Source organism: Pseudomonas sp. BGI-2 (assembly GCF_004310295.1).
GTDB lineage: Bacteria > Pseudomonadota > Gammaproteobacteria > Pseudomonadales > Pseudomonadaceae > Aquipseudomonas.
This window is the reverse complement of record NZ_SISB01000033.1, coordinates 17299-40012: the sequence shown is the minus strand read 5'-3', so window position 1 is coordinate 40012 and position 22714 is coordinate 17299. Positions and strand designations below refer to the sequence as shown.

Sequence of the window (22714 nt, the reverse complement as noted above, 5' to 3'; positions counted from 1 at the left end):
TTTCACCTCCATATGAATATGATCTGCGCTTTACAGAAGAGACGGTTTGACGCCCAGGTCGCGAACCGAAATCAGCGGTCTGCCGTCATGGCTGAGCACGCAAATGTCGGTTCGAAACTCAGTGTTTTTTTGGGTGGTGACCCAGTATTCACTCGTGTGACTGAAGTCGATGGGCGCATGCAGCACCAGCGTGCCGAGTGAAAACGGCATCAGGCTGCCGCGCTCGGTGCCAATGGAAATGGCCATGCCCGATTGAAACGCGCAGTCCAGTAGATTACTGAAGCAAAATCCGGCACCGGCCTGCCTTGAAAGCAAGGCCAGGGACTGTTGCTCATGGATGCGCACATCGCTGATCTTTTTGAAGAACGGGCCGTAGTCGATCCCCATGCCCGTGAATTCGGCGTACACCTGCTGATGGCTGAAATACCGGCTGAAGTGCCGCCCCAACTGCTCGCGAATACGTTGGCCCTGCGCAGGAATGTCCGTTTTTGCGGGCTCCGCGCAGAGACAGCCCAGCGCATAGGTATGTTCCTGGTCACCGACGGTAAACGCCAGACGCTCATCGCCGACCGGCTTGAACTCGATGTTCAGTCGCGGGGCCGGGACGTTGCCAAGAAACGGCCTGAGCCACAGGCAATCTTCCAGAGTGCTTGTCGTGTAGTGCGGAAAGAGTAACTTCGCGGCATTCAAGACCAGCTCCAGGTAACTCACGCCGGGCAAGACCGGCATCGAGCGCACCTGATGATCAGAAAAGCACGGATGATGGGGCGGCAGACAGAGCGTCGCGGCGTGGCCCTGCGCCTGAATGAAAGGAGCAAAAATACCCTCCCCGATCATCTTGCTGATTCCTGACCGGCGCGGTTTGGACGTATCTGGTCAAACCAATAGTCGCGCTCGTCGAAGCGATAAGTCGGCAGATGCACTCGCTGGCCGCTTTCGCCCCGATGGACGCTCGTCCAATCCAGAGTCTCGCCCAGCAAGAAGCATTCTCTGAGGGCTGACAACGCTTCGTGCCGGGGCAGGTCTGACCGCAGCACTGCAGCAGCGGCGCCATTGGCTTGAGCGACCGCACGCCATGAGGCAGACGGTAGTGCCAGTTGCTGTACCAGATCAGCAAGACTGCTAGCCACCCAGGCCAATCTGAATTCCGCCTGAGCACGACCGCTGTTACACGTGTAGGCAACTTGTTCCAAGTCGAGGAGCGACGGATCATTGCGCAACGTAAGTGTCAAAAAGTCTTTGAGTTGTTCACGCATGGCCTGCAAGGCGTTGTCGCTGGCAGCGGACAATGTGACCAGATAACAGGCGTGAAGATTGGTACATCGCACACGGTGCGGCGCTTGGCCAACGACCAAATGAGCATTGGCTCCGCCGAAACCGAACGAACTGATACCCGCCACCTGCGGCGAAGGCCACGGCTGTGTTTGGGTGAGGATCGAGAACGGGGACTGCTCTAGGTTGATCAGTGGATTTAACCGACTGAAGTGATGGTTCGCTGTCAGAGTGCTGTGCTGCATGGCCAGCAGCACTTTGGCCAGCGACGCGGCCCCAGCGGCTGGCTCCAAATGACCGATATTGGACTTTACGGCCCCCAGCCAGACCGACTGCTCAGGCTGGTTCGGACACAGTTCGCGCCAGGCGGCTTTGAGCGCGTCAATTTCGATTGGATCGCCCAACAACGTACCGGTGCCGTGGGTCTCGATGTAACTGACTTGTGCGGCGAGCCCTGGAGGACTGTAGACGCGAGTCAACAGCGCAGCCTGAGCAGCCGGGTTAGGCGCGGTCAGGGAGTTGGCCCGTCCGCCATGATTTTCACCATACGCCAGGATCACACCATGAACGGCATCCCCATCCTGCTGGGCCTGACGCAGAGGTTTAAGCAAGAAACATCCCACGCCTTCTGCGCGGACATAGCCGTCGGCAGACTCATCGAAACTGGCACAACGAAACTTCGGAGACATAAAGTTGCCGGCCTGTAGCCCCAAGGAAATCTGGTCATCGGCAATCAGGTTGATGCCGCCCGCCAGCGCGACTTCACAAACACCCGAAGCCAGATCCTGGCACGCCTTGACCAGTGCACTCAACGAGCCTGAACAGGCGGTATCCAAGGTGAAGGACGGGCCGCGCCAGTCGAAAAAACTCGACAGACGATTGGCCAGGATACTCAACGAGTTGCCAGGCAATGTGTACGGGTTGGGAGGCGTGGAGAACCTGGCCTGCAGCGTGGCGTAGTCGGCACCTGTTCCTGCGATATAGCAGCCGGTTCGACTGCCGGCCAAGGCGTGCGGTGCATACCCGGCGTCTTCAAGTGTGCGCCAGGTCGTCTGCAAGAGCAGGCGTTGACGCGGATCCATGTAATTGGCTTCCAGCGGTGAAATGGAAAACAACTTGGCATCGAACGCCTTGATATTTTTTAGAAAACCGGCCTGAAGCGGCGCGGTAAAACCGGGACGCAAGGTGCTGGAGATCAGGTTTCGATTGTCCAGCAAAGCCTGCCAGAAACCTGGGGCCTCAAGGTCTGAGGGCATCAATACGGAAAAACCGATGATCGCGATCTGATCGTCCCGTTCAGTTCGGGTCGCTGGCTGCGACGTCTCACTCGCCTGCTGGCTATCGGCATCTCCGTTCAGCGGCTGGCGGTCCGACAGCTCTTCGGTGATGGCAGCCAGCGTGTTGAGGGCATAGAAACGATGGGGGGCGATTCTAACCCCTAGTTCGTCGGACAGTGACTGTGACAACAGATTGTAGGAAATCGAATTCAGGCCCAACCATCCCAGAGGCAGTTGCCTATCGTGGACATCCACCCCAAGACAAGAAAGGATAATGGCCCGGACTTTGGCCTCGCGGCCCTCAGACTCGTGGTTTGATGGTGCCAGCGCAGAAACAGGCTTGACGGCGCCAGAGGGCAAGATGCTCAGCAGCTCCAGTGGGTCGCTGGCCAGGCTTCGTAAATCGACCTTGCCACTCGTAGTCAGCGGGATCGCCTCCAGACGCAAGAGAGCAGCCGGGATCATGTAAAGCGGAACTACTTTTTTCAGTTCAGCCAGGACGCGAAGCTCATCCACTGCATCGCCCTGCCCGGACCAGTAAAAGCTGTACAAGTGAGGGACGGCGCCGGTACGCACGACCGTGAACACCTCCACCGGCCCGAGCAACGCGGCAAGACGAACATTGATTTCGTCAAGTTCGATCCGATGTCCATTGAGTTTGAGCTGACTATCGGCCCGCCCCAGATAGGCCAACTGCCCCTCGCCGAAATGTCTGACCTGATCGCCCGTACGGTAGACTTTGCCGTGGATGCCGGGCACATCGATGAACGCCTTACGGCTGTCGACATTAAAATAACCCGGCGCCACGCTGGCTCCGCTGATCAGCAGTTCCCCTGCCTGGCCGTTGGCGACGGTTCGCAGGTTTTCGTCAACGACATAAAAGCGACTGTTGAGTACAGGACGGCCGAGGTAAATGACATCGGGATCGTCAATACGCGCACAAGAAGCCCAAACCGTTGCCTCCGTAGGACCATAAACGTTGTACAACAAGTGCCGGTCCCGGAGCAGGAACTGCGCGATATCAGCCGTCAATGCTTCTCCACCGCAAACAATCGTCAGCCTGCGAGGGCAGGACCATCGGGCATTCTTAAGCAATCGCCAGGTGGCGGGAGTAGCCTGGACTACCGTGGCGGCAGAGTCATTGATGTGCCGGGCGAGTGCCGTCGCCGAGCGACGAGTCTCGTCATCGACAATTTCCACTGTGCCGCCGACAACCAGTGGCAGCAGCAGTTCGAGAATCGAAATATCGAAACTAATGGGCGTCAACGCCAGGAAATGGTCTTCTTCACAGAACCCAGGCTCAAACGTCATGGCCATCAGAAAATTCGAAAGGTTGTCTCGGGTCGGTGCAACGCCCTTGGGCACACCAGTCGAGCCTGAGGTGAACAGAATGTAGGCCTGATCGCAGCCCAACTCCCGAAGCGGTTCCTCACTGATACTCGACAGCGTGCCGGAGTGAGGTAATTCGATCACCAGCACCCCAGGATGGCGAGCCTTTAATTCCGCGACATCCACCAGCCCATCGCTGAGCACCACCGCCAATCGCGTCGAGACAATGATCGCGTCTAGCCGTTGGCCCGGCAGCGCGCTGTCCAGGGGAATAAATGGGACCTGAAGATTCAATGCGGCGAGCATCGACACCGGTAGCCAGGAGGAGCGCCCTAGCAACAGGCCGATACCGTGCCGCAGCGGTGCTCCTTCGACAACTGCCTGAATTTGCCGGGCCAGATTTAGCGACTGGTCTGACAATTGAGCATACGTCAGCGCCTGATGTGGCGACTGCACGGCGGTTTTTTCCGGGCGCAATTGCACCTGTTCACGCAAGCGTGCAACCACACTATCAGTCTCGGTCAACGCCACTACATCGCCGCATGCCGCCGGGTGCAGGGGTTGGGTAAACTCGATGGCGTCGATGGGGGTATCGCCGTCACTCACGAAGCGATTCAACACCTGCATGAGGTTATCGGCCCACTGTTGGACCAGGGCGACAGTAGCAAGGCTTTCGGGGATATCGACACTCAGAGAAAGCCCCTCGGCATCGTAATGGAAATTCACCCCTAGATCGTATGGCCCCCCGGTCAATGGCGTTTCGATCAATTCGACCTTGAGCCCTTCCAGCTCAGGGCAGACGCTTGGCAACAGTCCCTCGGACTGGTTGACCACGACGTTCAGGACCGGACGATTACGATTTAGACGCTCATCCGCAAGCCCCAACATCGTCTGGGGTGCCAACAGTTGATGCGCCCTGAGGGCGCGGCGTTCCTGATCCACATGGCTCAGGTACTGGCGAGGCGACCACTCCGGGTGGTGTGGAATCCACAAGGGCACCAGGCTGGTGAAGCATCCCAGCGCACCGGGCTGCTGCCGAGTGTCGAGCGTATGCGCAATGCTGACCCCTTCAAGGTCCTGATCCTTGCTGTAACGGGCGATTGTTATGGCCGTCGCGGCTACGATCAATCTGAACAACGTACTGTTTGACGCCGCAACAAACGCCTGGAGGGCTGCGTAGTCCGAGCCGCTCAGCGAGCGTTTGACAGTCACAAAGAGGGATTCACCCCGATATCGCGCCTTGAGAAACGTCAACGTTTGGCCGAGCGGATATCGGCTCAGCCGGTCCTTCCAGAAAGCGACCGAGTCGGCCGATTGAAGGGACCTCGCCTCAAGAGGAATACATTGGGTACGTTGAGCTTCATCGACCGGGTCGGGTCGGACACGCGCTTGTCCGTAAAGTCGGGTTAGCAACGTACAAAATATCCGATAGCTCTGCCCGTCGAAAATCAGATGGCTGAACGTCAATCGAAGATGGTGGAGATGCTCCGAGTGTTTCGTCAGCGTGAAGCTATACAGCCGGCTGTCCGGGAGTGAAATCGTAGAACCGGGCATGAAAAAAGGCTCACTACGGGAGGTACACTCTACATATTCCAGTACATTCTTCGGCATTGCAGCCGGATAAACATGAAGACCAGACTCTCTTCTAACGAATGTGCTTAATGCCGTTCGATAATCTCGAAAAATCAATGTGTACAGTGCATCATTCAACACACTTGCCACTATTTCGCCATGAAGTAGAAAGGCATATGACAGCGTGCAACCGGGATCACCCCGATTTTTCTCTATTCGGTCGAATATAAGTTCCTCATGGCAACTCGCGAGCCTGTGCATTGTATATCGGCCCTCCCGGCCATTCTACGACGCCTTATTAAACGTCCAGTCCATAAATTACTAAAAATCACCTGAATACAACATGTTATGACTACTCAGCGAATTATAACCCTTTGCGAAATATCAACTATTGACGAAGAGCCTACAGCACAAAAAGCGTAGGAAGCAACCCGACTTGCAAATATCAAATATTGGGCTACATTAACTGCGAAACCACTTTCCTACATCTGCAATCCATTTAAAAACCACGATATTTGACTGACTTAACCTTCAGCAAATTCCCACATCAGCCAATGAATTCGGCACTTCGAAGACCTTTCACTCAGCAACTTCCTACATGGATATTTTTTATGGATGATATAAACACAAGCTCACTACCGCTGAGCTTGGAGCAGGACGCTTATCGTGAGAAACGCTGGCAAGCGTTAGTAATTGTCTGCCTGGCCACATTGATGATTGTGCTAGACACCACGATCGTTAACGTCGCGCTGCCCTCGATCAAATTAGAACTGGGCTTCAGCGATGTTTCGCTGGCCTGGATCATCAATGCGTATTTGCTGACGTTTGGAGGTTTCTTGCTGTTGGGCGGTCGTTTGGGCGACTTATACGGTCAGCGCAATCTTTTCATTGGTGGAGTCACCCTCTTCACGCTGGCATCACTGGCCTGCGGGCTGGCATCGACGCAATGGACCCTTGTGGCCGCGCGGGGTTTCCAGGGCCTAGGCGGCGCACTGGTCACAGCCACCGCGCTGTCGCTGATCATTCATTTGTTCACCGACCCGATCGAGCGCGCGAAAGCCATCGGCGCCTACAGTTTCGTATGTGCCGGCGGCGGCAGCATCGGTGTGTTGTTGGGGGGCGTCCTGACCAATACCTATAATTGGCATTCGATTTTCCTGGTTAACTTGCCCTTGGGGATCATCGTTCTAGGCCTGACCAACCGCTTGCTTCCGCCTGCCGAAAAAATCAACAAAGGTAAGCTCGATGTGGCCGGCGCCATCACAATCATTGCTGCACTGATGCTGGCGGTGTACGCGATCATGAATGGCAATCACGCAGGCTGGGGTTCCAAGCAGACGCTTGGCTTACTGGCACTGGCGGTCTTTATGTTCGTGCTGTTTTTAGCGATAGAGCTTCGCGTGAAGGAACCGTTAGTACCGCTGCGTCTGTTCCGCTTACGAAACCTGAGCACAGCCAACCTGATCGGTATCCTCTGGGCAACGTCGATGTTCGCTTGGTTTTTTCTGTGCGCCCTCTACCTGCAACAGATTTTGGACTACAGCCCGCTTGAAGTAGGACTGGCCTTTTTGCCCGCCAACCTGGTGATGGCCGTGTGTTCATTGAGCCTGTCCTCGAGGCTCATCATTCGTTACGGCATCAAGCCGCCGCTGGTCCTGGGTCTCGCGCTGGCCGCCGCAGGTCTGCTGCTACTGTCAAGGGCACCCGCTAACGGTGATTTTCTGTTTGACGTCTTACCAGGCATGCTGTTATTGGGATTGGGTGCCGGAATGGCGTTCAACCCGGTGCTAGTGGCCGCCATGAACGATGTGGAACCCAGTGAGTCCGGCCTCGCTTCAGGTATTGTCAACACATCCTTCATGATGGGCGGTGCATTGGGTCTCGCCCTCATCAGCAGTCTGGCTTCCTATCACCGTGATTACCTTATAGATAACGGTCTTGGACCTCTTGAAGCGTTGGGCGGAGGTTATGGGATGGCATTTTTAGTGGGGGCCCTGCTTTCCCTCTTAGCCTCGCTGATTGGAGCGGTGTTCCTGCGTAAATGATCCCTGACCCAAACACCAGCGAAGTAAATGGCCGACCCGGCAGCAACCGGAAGCCCTCGCCGACATGGCCGCCCGCTTCGTGCCACTGTCCGACGCGCTGGACGGCTTGAACGGCGCGCTCTACAGCGAAACCGGGCAGCACTGGCAAGGCGAAGAATTGTGGCGGGCGATCAAGGCGATCCCGATTGCCGAGCGGGTTCAGGACCCGGTGGGTGACAGTGGCCTTCCGCCGCTTTACCCAAAATAGTCACTGCCACCACACTCCCTGTAGCAGCTGGCGAAGCCTGCGTCCGGCTGCGCAGCAGTCGTAAAATCAGCGCATGCGGTGTATCAGACAAACCGCGCAAGCCGCATTTACGACTGCTGCGCAGCCGGACGCAGGCTTCGCCAGCTGCTACAGGGTTGTGGTGTTGGCCACATCCACCGCGTTTGCCAGTAAACTCTCTCCCCTTTCGCCGCCATCATTTTCCTCGCGGCCATTACCTTATTTCCTACGGAGTTCGCCTTGCGTCTGTTTCACACCTCCGACTGGCACCTTGGGCAGAACCTGCACGGCCAGGAACGCGATTTCGAGCACGCCTGTTTTCTTGAATGGCTGCTGTGTCAGCTGAAGCTGGACCAGCCTGATGTGCTGCTGATTGCCGGCGACATCTTCGACACGGTCAACCCGCCCGTCAAAGCCCAGGAACGCCTCTACGATTTCATCGTCAGTGCCCATGAGCAACAGCCGAAGCTAACCATCGTGATGATCGCCGGCAACCACGACTCCGGCTCGCGCATTGAACTGCCGGCGCCATTGATGCGACGCTTGCGCACCCACGCTTTGGGCCGTGTGCTGTGGCTTGATGACGGTCAACTGGACGCCGAACGCCTATTGCTGCCTCTGCCCGATGCCACCGGGGACATTGCCGGCTGGTGCCTGGCGCTGCCATTCCTGCGACCGGCCGAAGTGACCGGCGCGCATTTGGGCGACAACTACCTACGCGGCATCGGTCAGGTTCACGAGTGGCTGATCGAAGCGGCCAATGCCAAACGCCAGCCGGGCCAGGCGCTAATCGCCATCAGCCACGCGCACATGGCCGGCGGTTCGGTGTCGGAAGATTCCGAGCGCAGCCTGATCATCGGCAACGCCGAAGCGCTGCCCGCCAGCCTGTTCGGGCCGAGCATCAGTTACGTCGCCCTCGGCCACTTGCACAAGCCGCAGAAGGTCAATGGTGAAGAGCGTATCCGCTACAGCGGCTCGCCAATTCCGTTGTCGTTCTCCGAAATCGGTTATCAGCATCAGATTCTCGACGTCACGCTCGACGGCGAAACCCTGGTCAGCGTCGAACCGAAACTGATCCCTCGCGCAGTCAACCTGCAACGCACCGGCCCGGCCCCCTTGGCCGAAATCCTCTTGCAGTTGGCCGACCTGCCAAACATCGATTTGCTGGCCGATATCCAGCGCCAGCCGTGGCTGGAAGTTCGGGTGCGTCTCGACGAGCCGCAACCCGACTTGCGTCATCAAGTGGAAACCGCCCTGCAAGGCAAAGCCGTGCGCCTGGTGCGCATTGCCGCCGAATATGCCGGCAACGGCAGCCGCGAGGGGCTCGATGACGGCACGACCTTGATCGAACTCGACCAGCTCACACCTCAGGAACTGTTCAGTCGCGCCTGGCAGGACAGTTACGGCAGCGAGGTCGATGAGCAAACACTGAAGGACTTTGCCGAGCTGTTGCAGGATGTGCAGATGGAGAGCGAACAACCATGAAGATCCTCGCGATCCGCCTGAAAAACCTCGCCTCATTGGCCGGGCCTTTTGAAATCGACTTCACCGCAGAACCGCTGGCCAGCGCCGGGCTGTTCGCGATCACCGGGCCGACTGGCGCCGGCAAAAGTACTTTGCTCGACGCCTTGTGCCTGGCGCTGTTCGGCGCTGTGCCTCGGCTGAGCACTGCTCAGGTGTCTGCCAAAGCGCCGGACGCCGACGGCGAGATCAGCACGGGCGATCCCCGCACGCTGCTGCGTCGCGGCACGGGCGAAGGCTATGCCGAAGTAGATTTCGTTGGCATCGATGGCCTTCGCTACCGCGCTCGCTGGGAGGCTAATCGCGCCCGCGAGAAGGCCGGCGGCAAGCTGCAAGCCAGCCGTCAGAGTTTGCGCGACATCGATCAGGATCAACTGCTGGCCAGTCAGAAAGTCGACTTCAAAACCCAGCTCGAAGCCGTGCTGGGCCTGAACTTCGAACAGTTCACCCGCGCCGTGCTGCTGGCCCAAAGCGAGTTCAGTGCCTTCCTCAAGGCAAACGACAACGAACGCAGCGAACTGCTGGAAAAACTCACCGACACCGCGCTCTACACCCGTCTCGGTCGCCGCGCCTTCGACAAAGCCAAAGAAGCCCGCGAAGCGCACAAGCTGCTGCAGGATCAGGCCACGGGCGTGACGCCGCTGTCACCCGAATCCCGGGCCGAGCTTGATGAGCGCTTCAACGAGGCGCAGCAGCAACTCAAGACTCAGCAAGCGCAACTCAAACAGCTTGAATTGCAGCACACCTGGCTCAAGGACCTGCGTCAATTGCAGGACGAGCAACAGAGCGCCACCGAGCAACTGACCAGCGCCCGCCAGCACTGGGAAAGCCTGGCTGGTGAACGGTTGAAGCTGACGCGCCTGGAACATCTGGCCCCACAGCGGCACCAGTTCGCCCGCAAGACCGAACTCACCGCCCAGCTCACCCCGCTGGCGGCGCAGATTCAGCAGCACACCCAACAGCAAGCCGAGTTGAACGAACGTCAGGCGCAACTCGAACAGAGCTTGAGCGCTGCGCAGACCGCGCTGGTTGAAGCCCAAAGCCAACACACCGCAAAGGCTCCGCTGCTAAGACAGGCCTTTGAAGCGCAAAGCACCCTCGCCCGGCTGGTCAAAGACGCCAGTGCGAGCGCGGACCTCAAGCAACAAGCGGAACTGGCCAGTACGCGAGGGCAGAACACGATTCAAGGCCTGCTTGAGCAACAAAAGCAGGTGGCTGCACGTCTGGATCGGATTGCCGGGGAGCTTGAGCAAAGCACGCACCTGGCACCGTTGAGCGAAGCGTGGAACGCCTACCGTGATCGCCTGCAACAGCTGATGCTGATCGGTAATCGCTTGAACAAGGGCCAGGCTGAACTGGCCGCGCTGGAGCACAGCGCCACCCGCGCGGGCGAAGAACTGGCTGCGCAAAAGCAGAATCTGGAAGTGCTCTACAAAGAAGCGGGTGCCGAGCCTGAGGCCGTGGCCGAACAGATCCAGCTGCTGGGCAACCTGTTGCAGGACAACCGCAAGCAACTGCGAGCGTTTGAAGAACTGACGCGGTTGTGGGCCAGTCAGCAGGAGATCGACAAGCGCGGCGCAGAGCTTTCGCAACGTCAGCTCAGTGCCCAGCAGGAACGTGATCGCCTGACCCAGGACGGCGTGAAGACCAAGAACGATCTGGTCATCGCCGAACAGACCCTGACCGTCACTCGTGAACTGCTGGAGCGTCAGCGTCTGGCTCGCAGCGCCAGCGTCGAAGAACTGCGAGAACAGCTGCAGGACGATCAGCCGTGCCCGGTCTGCGGCAGCCCCGACCATCCTTATCATCAACCCGAAGCGTTGCTGCAAAGCCTCGGTCGCCACGATGAAAGCGAGCAGGCCAACGCGCAGAAAGCGGTTGACCTACTGAAAGAAAAACTCACCGATTTGCGCGCCGAAGTCGGCGGATTGATCGCTCAGCAAAAAGAGCTGTTGCAGCAACAGGACCAACTCGCCGCCCAGCAACAAGGCCTGACACCGAGCCTCGAAGCGCATCCATTGTCCACGCAATTGCTGGCTCAGGACGCGAGCAAACGCGACAACTGGCTCGTGCAGCAAAATAGCCAGTTGAACCAGAGCATCGCCCAGGATGAACAACGGCAAACCGCCCTGCTCACCCTGCAACACGACGCTGCTCGCCTTCAGCAGCAACTGCGCAGTGCCGAAGCGGCGAGCCAGCAAGCGACTCAGCACCTGAGCAATCAGCAGCGTGAACTGAGCAGTGATCGCCAGCGACTGGACGAAGAGTTGGGCGCCTTCAGCACCCTGCTCCCGGCCGAGACGCTTGAGGCCTTGCGCAACGAACCTGCCGCGACCTTTATGCAGCTCGACCGCCAGATAGCCCAACGTCTGGAGCAACTCGACCAGCAACGCGATGAACTCGGCGAACAGCAACAACGTCAGCAGACACTGGAAAAAGAACAGGACCGCCAACTGGCCCGCGCCCAGGCACTGGAAGCGGCTCAGCAACAGTTCACCGTCCTCGCCGAGCAACAACAGGCTTGCCAGCAACAACTGACCGAACTGCTCGGCGAACACAGCAGCGCCGAACAGTGGCAGCAGCAACTGGATCAAGCCGTCGAACAGGCGCGTAATGCCCAGGTTACGGCGAATCAGGAACTGCAAACCGTGCGCACGCGGTTAGTCGAATTGGCCGCCGAACTTAACGCCAAACAGGAGCGTCTGCTGGCCCTGGAAACCGAGGACCGCGAGCTGAGCGCGAAGGTCGCCGACTGGCGCGCCTTGCATCCGGAGCTGGATGACGGGGGGCTGGAAGCTCTGCTGAGCATCGACGATCAACAGGTCAGCGAACTGCGCCAGCAATTGCAGCACAGCGAAAAAGCCATCGAACAGGCCAACGTGCGATTGCAGGAACGCGATCAGCGCTTGCTCAATCACCAGGCGCAACACAACGGCAACCTCGACGCCGAGCAACTCGCCACGGCCCAGACAGAACTGCAAAACCTGTTCGCCGCCAGCGAACACCGCTGCGCCGAACTGCGTGCCGAACAGGCCGAGGACCAGCGGCGGCAGAACGCCAATCAGGCCCTGGCGCAGCAGATCGCCGACGCCTATAGCGAATACCAGCGCTGGGCACGCTTGAATGCGTTGATCGGCTCGGCTACCGGCGACACCTTCCGCAAGATCGCTCAGGCCTACAACCTCGACTTGCTGGTGCATCACGCCAACGTGCAGTTGCGGCAACTGGTGCGGCGCTATCGCCTGAAACGCGGTGGCAGCATGCTCGGCTTGTTGGTGATGGACACGGAGATGGGCGACGAGCTGCGTTCGGTGCATTCGTTGTCGGGCGGCGAGACGTTCCTGGTGTCGCTGGCCTTGGCGCTCGGTCTGGCGTCGATGGCCTCCAGCACACTGAAAATCGAATCACTGTTCATCGACGAAGGCTTCGGCAGCCTCGATCCGGAATCCCTGCAACTGGCCATGGACGCGCTGGATGGCTTGCAAGCCCAGGGCCGCAAGGTCGCGGTGATTTCCCACGTGCAGGAAATGCATGAGCGGATTCCGGTGCAGATTCAGGTCCACCGCCAGGGCAATGGCTTGAGCACCCTGGAGGTGAAATGAATACGCTGTACTCGTTCCGCCGCTGCCCCTACGCCATGCGAGCGCGCATGGCCCTGCGGTATTCGGGTGTCGCGGTGCAGATTATCGAGGTCAGCCTGAAGGCCAAGCCTGCCGATATGCTCGCGCTATCAGCCAAGGGCACGGTCCCGGTGTTGAGTGTCGACGGTCAGGTGATCGATGAAAGCCTGGCGATCATGCGCTGGGCCTTGGCGCAGAACGATCCGCAGGATTGGTTGCTCAAGGATGATCCTGCTGGACAAGCGCAAATCGCCGCGCTGATTGAAGAGAACGATCAGGCGTTCAAGGTGCATCTGAATCGCTACAAGTACGCCGAGCGTTACCCCGAGCAGCCGATGGAAACTTATCGCGCTGCGGGTGAGGTGTTCTTGCGAAAGCTGGATGAGTTGCTGGAGGGGCGCGACTACTTGCTGGCCGGGCATCCGAGTCTGGCGGATGTGGCGTTGATGCCGTTCATACGGCAATTCGCCCATGTCGATCGCGAGTGGTTCGGGCAGACGCCTTATGTGCGGTTGCAGGTTTGGTTGCAGCGGTTTTTGGAGTCAGAACTGTTCACCGGAGTAATGCAGAAGTAGCCGCACCGCCCCCTGTAGCAGCTGGCGAAGCCTGCGTTCGGCTGCGCAGCAGTCGTGAATCCGGTTGTCAGATGTATCTGGAAGACCGCGTGCTCTGGTTTCACGACTGCTGCGCAGCCGAACGCAGGCTTCGCCAGCTGCTACAAAGAGTGCGTCGCCTGAACGACTCAGGCGAACACTTCACACATCTCCAACACCGAGCAATCAACCTGGAACGGCCCGAAAAAATCGTCTTGGCGTTTGATAGGCGGATTGCCTGCCAGCAATCCCAAGGCCTTTGCCGTTTCAATGTCCCGCGCAAGGTTGTGATTGGCTTCGATGGACCGTGCGACGGAACCTGCCGAGCCCTGCCCTATCCCCAACAGGGAAGAGCCATTGGTCACGAACGCCAGGAAGGCGATGACCCAGAGTTTGCCCCCTTTCATGCCCCTGCCACTCCCGCCAAGTCTGCGTGTTCAACCATCACGCTTTGAGCGCGGTGTTCGAACTGGATGGCGGGATAAGCGACCTGAATCGGTGCTTCAACGGTATGTTGCAATTGAGCCGAAAGGCTGACGACCAGTACCAGGGCCACATAAAGGCCTATGGCCAGGTAGGCGCCGTATTTGGCAGAAGTGAGGATTGAGCTGGCCATGGTGTTCTCCGTGGGCATGTTTCAGAGCCCACAGAATCGATCAAAAAAGCTGTGTTAACCACTCAGGGTTTTCCATAGTAGCCATCAGCTTCGTTAATCATTAAGCCAGTCTATTTCAGTCTTCAATAAAACTCATCATGCGCTCGCGGGCCGCATCCGGGTCGTCTGGAACGGGCTGGGCAGCCGAAAGAATGGGGGTGGAATAGAGAAACAGAAGAACCACTGCCAGACGCATCGCCATGCTGTCGATCCTTGTTATTAGATAAGGAGTCAAAAACTCAGCGTCAAATCTAAACGCATGGCCATGTGACATCAAGCGCTTGATTAGTGGCTATGTGATGCTGACGTAAACGCGTTATGCAGGAGCGACATCACTCAGGTTTCTCGATGCTTTTCAGCTCTATCGGCGCAAGTGACTTCGCTCCTGCATAAAAGGTGCAGGGCTGGAATTTCAGGCTTGGGTCTTGTGATCCAGAGCCGCGTAGAAGTTGGCGCTCTGTTGCAAGTATTTCTGGGTGTAGCTCTGGGCGTGGGATTTTTTGTCGCTGATTTCAACGTTAGCGCTGGCTGGCAGAGCAACGGTGGCAGAGATGGCAGAAGCGGCGATGATGGAGAAGAGATTGAAGTTCATGGCGGTATTCCTCGGATTCAGTTGGCTTGCTTGCCCGGTGGGGCCGTGAAGCAAACTTAACCGTCGAGGTGGGCGCCTTGAAATCTTTTGTAGCATTAGCTGATATCAGCGTCATTAATACAAGGACGCAGGCCCCATCAACCGGGGCCTGCGGCCTATTGACGCACCAGAAACTTGAGGTCGCTCGGAGCATCCATCGGCAGCTTTTGCACGGTTTTACCCAGCAAACCGCTCTTGGCATCGCGTTCGACCACGACAATCTGGTTGCTCTTCTGATTGGCAATCAGCAAGAACTTGCCGCTCGGGTCGAGGCTGAACTCGCGTGGATGATCACCGTCCACCGAACGACGCTGCAACTCTTTGAGGTGGCCGGTCGCAGGATCAATGGCAAACACCAGCAACTGATTGGCGGTGCCACGGTTGCTGACGTAGAGGAACTTGCCATCGACCGATGCGTGCAGCGCAGCGGCTGCCTTGTCGGAAACAGGCTGACCCGCCGCCAGATCAACCCTCTGGGTTTGCTCAAGCTTGCCGTTCTGGTAATCGAACACCGCGACCTGCGCGCTCATTTCCATGGTCAGCCAGGCATGTTTGCCATCGACGCTGAACAACAAATGACGCGGTCCGCTGCCGGGTGGCAACTGGACGGATGCCGGGGTGGCTGCAACCAGCGGCAGCTCCGGGTTCGCCTTGGGATCGAAGCGGTAGACAAAGACCTTGTCTGCCCCCAGGTCATTGGAGAACACAAACTTTCCGTCCGGCGATGAAATCGTCGAGTGCACATGCGCCGACATCTGCCGCTCGGGGTTAACCCTGCTCGACGGATGACTGCTCATCTGCACTACGTTTTTGAGCTTGCCATCAGCGCCAACCGGCAACACCGCCAGCGTGCCACCCGGGTCTTCAACCACCGAATAATTGCTGACGAACAAATGACTGGCATCACCGCTGAGGCTCGAATGTGTCGGCTCGTTACCCAGGCTCTGCACCTGATTGATCAGGCTCAGTTCGTGGGTCTTGGGGTCGATGGCATAACTGCTCACGCGCCCTACCGGATCTTTCTGTCCGGGGCCGTTTTCGTTGACCACGAACAGGCGCTGCTGATCCTTGGAAACCGTCAGCCAGGACGGGTTTTCACTGGTGACCACTTGCAGCGGCTTGGGGTTGATCTGCCCGGTGGTGCTGTCGAAGTTCAGGCGATAAATCCCCTGACTCTGCCCCGCCGTGTAGGAACCGACCAGCAATTGATAGTCATCGGCCGACGCCGCCTCAATGCCCATCGCGCCGATGCTGCCGGCCATCAACAGTGGCCAAAGTTTATGCATCCTCATTCCCTTCTTCATCCTCGTCGTCACCACGGAACGCGGTCATGCACACCAAGCGGTGCTCGCCGGAATCACCGGTGATCAGCCAGCTTTGCAGGGTAGGGTCGAAGGTTGCGGCCTCGACTTGGGCCGGGGTGAACTCCCAGTGCTTGGACACGCGGCCGTCGAGGCATTCGATGTGCAGGTTATCGTCTTCATCGAGGGAGAATTCGAAGGCGTGCAGCCCGTCGATTTCCACCATATCGCAGTGTTCGAGGGTGGCGAGCAAGGTGTCGGTAGCGGCAGTCATGGCAGTAATCTTTGAATGGGAAAAACGCAATGATAGCTCAATGTGAGGGAGGGCCTGTGCCTGGCACACATATCCCATACAACCCCGAACAAATGTGGGAGTGAGCCTGCTCGCGATAGCGGCGTGTCAGTCGACATCATTTTTGACTGATAGACCGCTATCGTCGGAACGCCGCCCGGAGCCGGCTCACTCCTACAGGGGGTTTTGCTCGGCGGTCAGAGGGCGTCGCGGGATGGTTGGCCGTTCACCAGTCGTTGAATGCGCAATGGATTCCCATTTTTCAACGCCTCCGGCAGCAGGCTGTCAGGATAGCTTTGGAAGCACACCGGCCGCAGGAAACGGTCAATCGCCAACGTACCCACCGATGTGCCGCGCGCATCGGAAGTCGCCGGATACGGCCCGCCATGGACCATCGAATCACAGACTTCAACGCCCGTCGGATAGCCATTGAGCAGGATCCGTCCGACCTTTTGCTCCAGCAACGCTGTCAGCTCGCGGAACTGTTCGAAGTCCGCCGGTTCGCCAATGATCGTCGCCGTCAGCTGCCCGTGCAGGCCGTTCAATGCGGCACAGAGTTGCGCCTGATCCGCGACTTCGACGAACACCGTGGTCGGGCCGAAGACTTCTTCCTGCAAGACTTCATCGCCATTGATCAACAGGCTGACGTCGGCTTTAAACAGTTGCGGTTGCGCCTGATTGCCCTGCTGCACCTGGCCGGCCAGATGCTCGATACCCGGGTGAGCGAGGAGTTTTTGCAAGCCTTTGCCATAGCTGCTCAAGGTCCCGGCATTGAGCATCGTTTGCGCCGGCTGATCGCCTATGAGTCCCGCCACCTGTTGCGCGAACGCGGAGAATTGCGCCGAGCGAATACCCATCACCAGGCCCGGATTGGTGCAGAACTGACCGCAACCCTGCACCACCGAAGCGGTCAGGTCGCGGGCAACGGTGTCTGCGCGAACGTCCAGGGCCTGCGGCAACACGATCACCGGGTTGATGCTCGACATCTCAGCAAACACCGGGATGGGCTGCGCACGTGCTGCGGCCATGTCACACAACGCACGGCCACCCTTCAGCGAACCGGTAAAACCGACCGCCTGAATCGCCGGGTGCTTGACCAGCGCTTCGCCGACTCCGCCGCCGTAGATCATGTTGAATACGCCGGCCGGCATGCCGGTTTTTTCCGCCGCGCGAATCAACGCATCAGCCACCTGTTCAGCAGTGGCCATGTGGCCGCCGTGAGCCTTGAACACCACCGGGCAACCGGCGGCCAACGCCGAGGCGGTATCGCCGCCCGCCGTGGAGAATGCCAACGGAAAATTGCTCGCACCAAACACGGCGACGGGCCCTAGGCCGATGCGGTATTGGCGCAAGTCCGGACGTGGCAGCGGTTGGCGATCCGGCAATGCCTGATCAATCCGCGCGCCGTAGAAATCACCGCGACGCAGCACTTTGGCGAACAGTCGCATCTGGCCGCTGGTGCGCCCGCGTTCACCTTGAATACGTCCGGCAGGCAATGCCGTTTCGCGGCAGACCACAGCGACGAAATCATCGCCCAAGGCGTCGAGTTCATCGGCAATCGCATCGAGAAATTGCGCGCGACGTTCCGCGCTCAGGCTGCGGTAAGTCGGGTAAGCGGCTGCGGCTGCCTTGGCGGCGGCATCGACTTCTTCAGGCGTGGCCTGGAAGAAATCATGAGGCAATGCCTCGCCGGTGCTGGCATCGATGCTTTGCAATTTGACGGTGCCGGCGGCGCTGCGCTGGCCGCCGATGTAGTTGTGACCAAGAATCAGGGTCATGGGTGTCTCCTTAAAGGGTGCCGACGGTGCCGGGCTCGAACGCTGCTTCAACCGGTGCAATCCCGTTGATCAACGGCGCGCCGAACTCGGCCTGACTGATCTCGAACACATCACCCGGTCGGGTGCGAATGCCGTCGGCAAAGGACAGGGTCGCGGTGCCGAAGAAATGAATGTGCACGTCCCCCGGACGCAGGAACTGGCTGTATTTGAAATGGTGGTACTCGAGGTTTTCCAGGCTGTGGCACATGTTGGCCTCGCCGCTGAGGAACTCGTTTTGCCACAGCACCTCGCCGTCACGCAGGATGCGGCTGGTGCCGGCCAGATGCTCCGGCAATTTGCCGACGCGAAGCTCCGGGCCATAGCTGCAACTGCGCAGTTTCGAATGCGCCAGGTAGAGGTAATTCTTGCGCTCCATGACGTGATCGGAGAACTCGTTGCCCACCGCGAAACCGAGGCGATACGGTTTGCCATCGTGGCCGATGACGTAGAGGCCACTGAGTTCAGGCTCTTCACCCGCGTCCTCGGCAAAGGGCGGCAGCGGGAACGGTTGGCCCGGACGCACGACGATGCTGCCGTCGCCCTTGTAGAACCACTCCGGTTGCACCCCAGCCTGGCCGGCCGCCGGTTTACCGCCCTCCACGCCCCATCTGAAAATGCGCATGGTGTCGGTCATCGCCGCTTCGTCGCCGACCTGCTGATGCATTTTGTCCCGGGCCGAAGCGCTGCCGAGGTGGGTCAGGCCGGTGCCGCTGACCAGCATGTGCGCCGGATCCGGGTGATCCAGCGGCGGCAGGATCCGCAGTTGGGCCAGCAACTCTGCGTAGTCATGGCTGATGCCAAGGCCAAGGGTTTTCACCTGCTGCTGCAGATTGACGCCCGCCTCGATCGCCGCCAGGGCCAGGTCGCGAACAGTGCGCGCGTCCTGCACTTCGCGGATCAGCCCCTCTTCGACCACGCCCACCCGACGCTCGCCGTTACTCAGTTCGAACTGCACTAAACGCATGGATTTTCTCCTTTAAACAAAACTCGAACACACCGCAAAACCCGTGCGGGAGTGAGCCTGCTCGCGATAGCGATCTGACAGTCGACTCCATTGGTGAAAGTGAGTCAGTCATCGCGAGCAGGCTCACTCCCACAGTGGATCGGTGTAACTCCTCAGGTACGGGTTGCGCCTCTGGCACTGGCGGCAAACTGGTCACCCGACAGCACATGCTTGCGCTCCAGCAACCGATACACCACGCCGGTCAACACCAGCCCGAACACCATCACACCCGACAGGAAATACAGCCCCGATGCCAGGTTGCCGGTGTATTCCTTCAGCGCACCAATCACGAACGGCCCGATATAGCCACCCAGGTTGCCCACCGAGTTGATCAACGCGATCCCCGCCGCCGCACTGGCGCCTGCGAAGAAACGACCGGGCAAGGTCCAGAACACCGCCGTGCAGGAAAACAGCGCAAACGCTACCAGGCACAACGCCGCGAGTTGCAGCATCGGCACCGTCAGCCAGGCGCTGAGGAACAGGCCGATGGCACCCAGCACATAAAGCACAGCGAGGTGGCCGTAACGATCATTCAGGCGGTCGGAACTGCGCGGAATGATCAGCAAACCAATGATCCCGAAGATGTACGGCACCGATGACACGAAACCGGTCACCAGATCAGAGCCGCCGAACTGTTTGATCAACGTGGGCAGCCACAGGCCCAGGCCATAAATGCTCAAGGTCACCGGCAGATAAAACAGCGCCAGCAGCAACACGCGCTTGTCTTTCAGGGCATGCAGCGGATTGCCGTGCCGGGTCTGGCCGTATGCCTCAAGGTCCTTTTTCAGCTCACCGGTCAGCCAGTCTTTCTCGGCCTGATCCATCCATTTCACCTGTTGCGGGCCGTCCGGCAGATAGCGCAGCACCGGCCAGGTCAGCAGGATCGCCGGGGTGCCGATGACGATGAACAGCCACTGCCAGCCATGCAGACCCAGGATGCCGTCCATGCCGAGCAAGCCGCCGGACACCGGGCCGGTGATCATCATCGCGATGGGTTGGGAAAGGATGAACAGCCCGAGGATCTTGCCGCGATGACGAACCGGGAACCATTGGGTGATGTAGTAGAGAACGCCCGGAAAGAACCCGGCTTCGGCCGCGCCGAGCAGAAAGCGCATGACATAGAAGCTGTGCGGCCCCTGGACGAAGGCCATGCCGATGGTGATGGCGCCCCAGGTGACCATGATCCGCGCGAACCAGCGCCGGGCGCCGAAGCGGTCGAGCATCAGGTTACTGGGGATTTCCAGCAGGAAGTAGCCAATGAAGAACAACCCTGCGCCGAGACCATAGGCCGCATCGCCCAGGCCAATGTCGGCGCCCATGTGCAACTTCGCGAACCCTACGGCGGAGCGATCCACATAGGCGATCAGGTACAGCAGGATCAGGAAGGGAATCAGTTTCAGCGTGATGCGACGAATAAGCCGCAGTTCCTGGCTCATGAGATCGGTCTCCGATTGTTGTTGTTATAGAACCTCGGGGGACGCCTCTCGCCGAAAACTGCCAGGGCAATCCCTCCGTTGAAAACGACTATATAGTAATACTAATTGGCCAACAACACTTCCAAACAGGCGAAATTGCGCTTATTTTACGCCGTAGCTCGAACAATATAGTCATACAATAAGAGAATCGATCATGTCTGATAAGAAACCCAACCTGCGCTCCGCCCAATGGTTTGGCACCGCCGATAAGAACGGCTTCATGTACCGCAGCTGGATGAAGAATCAGGGCATCGCCGACCACCAGTTCCACGGCAAGCCGATCATCGGCATCTGCAACACCTGGTCGGAACTGACCCCGTGCAACGCGCATTTCCGCCAGATCGCGGAGCACATCAAACGTGGGGTGATCGAGGCCGGTGGCTGGCCGGTGGAATTCCCGGTGTTTTCCAACGGCGAATCGAACCTGCGCCCGACCGCGATGTTCACCCGCAACCTGACCAGCATGGACGTCGAAGAAGCGATTCGCGGCAACCCGATTGACGGCGTGGTGTTACTGACCGGTTGCGACAAAACCACCCCGGCACTGTTGATGGGCGCGGCCAGTTGCGACGTGCCGGCGATCGTGGTCACCGGCGGGCCGATGCTCAACGGCAAGCACAAAGGCCAGGACATTGGCTCCGGCACCGTGGTCTGGCAGCTCAGCGAACAGGTAAAAGCCGGCACCATCACCATTGACGATTTCCTCGCGGCCGAGGGCGGCATGTCCCGTTCGGCCGGTACCTGCAACACCATGGGCACCGCGTCGACCATGGCCTGCATGGCAGAAGCACTGGGCACGTCCCTGCCCCACAACGCGGCGATTCCCGCGGTTGATGCGCGGCGTTATGTGTTGGCGCACATGTCTGGCATGCGCGCGGTGGAGATGGTTCGCGAGGATTTGAAGTTGTCGAAGATCCTGACCAAGGAAGCCTTCGAAAACGCCATCCGTGTGAACGCCGCCATCGGTGGCTCGACCAACGCCGTGATCCACTTGAAAGCCATCGCCGGTCGCATCGGCGTCGAACTGGACCTGGATGACTGGACGCGTATCGGTCGCGGCATGCCGACCATCGTCGACCTGCAACCGTCCGGGCGCTTCCTGATGGAAGAGTTCTACTACGCCGGCGGCCTGCCAGCAGTACTGCGTCGCCTCGGTGAAGCCAATCTGATTCCCAACCCGAATGCCTTGACCGTCAACGGCAAGACCCTCGGCGAGAACACCAAGGACGCACCGATTTACGGCCAGGACGAAGTGATCCGCACCCTCGACAATCCGATCCGCGCCGACGGCGGGATCTGCGTATTGCGCGGCAACCTGGCGCCACTGGGTGCGGTGCTCAAGCCCTCCGCGGCCAGTGCCGAACTGATGCAACATCGCGGGCGTGCGGTGGTGTTCGAGAACTTCGACATGTACAAGGCGCGGATCAACGATCCGGAACTGGACGTCGATGCCAACTCGATTCTGGTGATGAAGAACTGCGGACCGAAGGGATATCCGGGCATGGCCGAAGTCGGCAACATGGGCTTGCCGGCGAAGCTGTTGGCTCAGGGAGTGACGGACATGGTACGCATTTCCGACGCTCGCATGAGCGGCACGGCGTACGGCACGGTGGTTTTGCACGTTGCGCCGGAAGCGGCGGCCGGCGGGCCTTTAGCCACAGTGAAGGAAGGTGACTGGATTGAACTGGATTGCGCCAACGGGCGTTTGCATCTGGATATTCCGGATGCGGAACTGGCGGCGCGCATGGCGGATCTGCAACCGCCGCAGCAATTGATCGTGGGCGGTTATCGTCAGCTGTACATCGACCATGTGCTGCAAGCAGATCAGGGTTGCGACTTTGACTTCCTGGTCGGTTGCCGCGGCTCCGAAGTGCCTCGCCATTCTCATTAATCCTCTCCACCGATCGTTCCTACGCTCTGCGTGGGAATGCAGCCCGTGACGCTCCGCGTCACTTCCCGCGAGGGGACGCAGAGCGTCCCTTGATACATTCCCACGCAGAGCGTGGGAACGATCACCGCGCGCCTGTTATCATGCGCCGCATCTCC

The 22714-nt window shown here is 59.0% G+C and carries 16 protein-coding genes and 1 pseudogene; 6 read left to right on the top strand and 11 right to left on the bottom strand.

What is annotated here, in order from left to right:
• Positions 1–30: 30 nt before the first annotated feature.
• Both EYC95_RS21205 and EYC95_RS21200 read right to left on the bottom strand, forming a co-directional pair.
• Positions 31–837, bottom strand: coding sequence for a polyketide synthase dehydratase domain-containing protein (locus EYC95_RS21205; protein ID WP_131062074.1), 807 nt, complete (start codon positions 835–837; stop codon positions 31–33).
• On the bottom strand, positions 834–5711 hold the full coding sequence (locus tag EYC95_RS21200; protein ID WP_131062073.1) for a beta-ketoacyl synthase N-terminal-like domain-containing protein: 4878 nt from the start codon (positions 5709–5711) through the stop codon (positions 834–836). Before EYC95_RS21200 ends, EYC95_RS21205 begins: the two co-directional genes overlap by 4 nt.
• Positions 5712–6061: 350 nt before the next feature.
• On the opposite strand from EYC95_RS21200, the gene EYC95_RS21195 reads away from it, so the two are divergent.
• The 5 genes and pseudogenes from EYC95_RS21195 (at position 6062) to EYC95_RS21175 (ending at position 13476) form a co-directional block, all read left to right on the top strand.
• Positions 6062–7495, top strand: coding sequence for a DHA2 family efflux MFS transporter permease subunit (locus EYC95_RS21195; RefSeq protein ID WP_131062072.1), 1434 nt, complete (start codon positions 6062–6064; stop codon positions 7493–7495).
• 37 nt (positions 7496–7532) lie between these two features.
• Positions 7533–7742, top strand: a pseudogene (locus tag EYC95_RS21190) (protein BatD); the annotation flags it as partial.
• A gap of 258 nt (positions 7743–8000) precedes the next feature.
• A complete protein-coding gene (locus EYC95_RS21185; protein WP_131062071.1) occupies positions 8001–9245 on the top strand; it encodes an exonuclease SbcCD subunit D C-terminal domain-containing protein in 1245 nt (414 codons plus the stop codon).
• The gene (locus EYC95_RS21180; RefSeq protein ID WP_131062070.1) at positions 9242–12883 is read left to right on the top strand and encodes an AAA family ATPase; all 3642 of its coding nucleotides are present in this window, start codon (positions 9242–9244) and stop codon (positions 12881–12883) included. The genes EYC95_RS21185 and EYC95_RS21180 overlap by 4 nt, the downstream gene beginning before the upstream one ends.
• The gene (locus EYC95_RS21175; RefSeq protein ID WP_131062069.1) at positions 12880–13476 is read left to right on the top strand and encodes a glutathione S-transferase; all 597 of its coding nucleotides are present in this window, start codon (positions 12880–12882) and stop codon (positions 13474–13476) included. Before EYC95_RS21180 ends, EYC95_RS21175 begins: the two co-directional genes overlap by 4 nt.
• 167 nt (positions 13477–13643) lie before the next feature.
• On the opposite strand, the gene EYC95_RS21170 is transcribed toward EYC95_RS21175, so the two are convergent.
• The 9 genes from EYC95_RS21170 to EYC95_RS21135 form a co-directional block, all read right to left on the bottom strand.
• Entirely contained in the window at positions 13644–13901 is a 258-nt protein-coding gene (locus tag EYC95_RS21170) for a hypothetical protein (RefSeq protein WP_131062068.1), read from the bottom strand.
• Positions 13898–14110 carry a hypothetical protein gene (locus EYC95_RS21165; RefSeq protein WP_131062067.1) on the bottom strand — a complete coding sequence of 71 codons (213 nt, stop codon included), beginning with the start codon at positions 14108–14110 and terminating at the stop codon, positions 13898–13900. Before EYC95_RS21165 ends, EYC95_RS21170 begins: the two co-directional genes overlap by 4 nt.
• A gap of 115 nt (positions 14111–14225) precedes the next feature.
• The gene (locus tag EYC95_RS30700) at positions 14226–14351 is read right to left on the bottom strand and encodes a hypothetical protein (RefSeq protein WP_256656983.1); all 126 of its coding nucleotides are present in this window, start codon (positions 14349–14351) and stop codon (positions 14226–14228) included.
• Positions 14352–14561: 210 nt separating this feature from the next.
• Complete coding sequence (locus EYC95_RS21160; protein WP_010459844.1) at positions 14562–14741, bottom strand: hypothetical protein; 180 nt, start codon at positions 14739–14741, stop codon at positions 14562–14564.
• 155 nt (positions 14742–14896) lie between these two features.
• Positions 14897–16066 (bottom strand): lactonase family protein, encoded by a 1170-nt coding sequence (locus tag EYC95_RS21155; RefSeq protein ID WP_131062066.1) that lies wholly within the window; start codon positions 16064–16066, stop codon positions 14897–14899.
• Complete coding sequence (locus EYC95_RS21150; RefSeq protein WP_131062065.1) at positions 16059–16355, bottom strand: DUF5629 family protein; 297 nt, start codon at positions 16353–16355, stop codon at positions 16059–16061. The genes EYC95_RS21155 and EYC95_RS21150 overlap by 8 nt, the downstream gene beginning before the upstream one ends.
• Positions 16356–16570: 215 nt before the next feature.
• Positions 16571–18151: an aldehyde dehydrogenase (NADP(+)) gene (locus EYC95_RS21145; RefSeq protein ID WP_131062064.1), complete on the bottom strand. Its 1581-nt coding sequence runs from the start codon at positions 18149–18151 to the stop codon at positions 16571–16573.
• A 10-nt stretch (positions 18152–18161) separates the two neighbouring features.
• Positions 18162–19154, bottom strand: coding sequence for an AraD1 family protein (gene araD1, locus EYC95_RS21140; protein WP_131062063.1), 993 nt, complete (start codon positions 19152–19154; stop codon positions 18162–18164).
• Positions 19155–19306: 152 nt separating this feature from the next.
• Positions 19307–20629 carry an MFS transporter gene (locus EYC95_RS21135; protein ID WP_131062062.1) on the bottom strand — a complete coding sequence of 441 codons (1323 nt, stop codon included), beginning with the start codon at positions 20627–20629 and terminating at the stop codon, positions 19307–19309.
• 193 nt (positions 20630–20822) lie between these two features.
• Here EYC95_RS21135 and EYC95_RS21130 point away from each other — a divergent pair, with 193 nt between their 5' ends.
• Positions 20823–22559: an IlvD/Edd family dehydratase gene (locus EYC95_RS21130; RefSeq protein WP_131062061.1), complete on the top strand. Its 1737-nt coding sequence runs from the start codon at positions 20823–20825 to the stop codon at positions 22557–22559.
• Positions 22560–22714 lie beyond the last annotated feature (155 nt).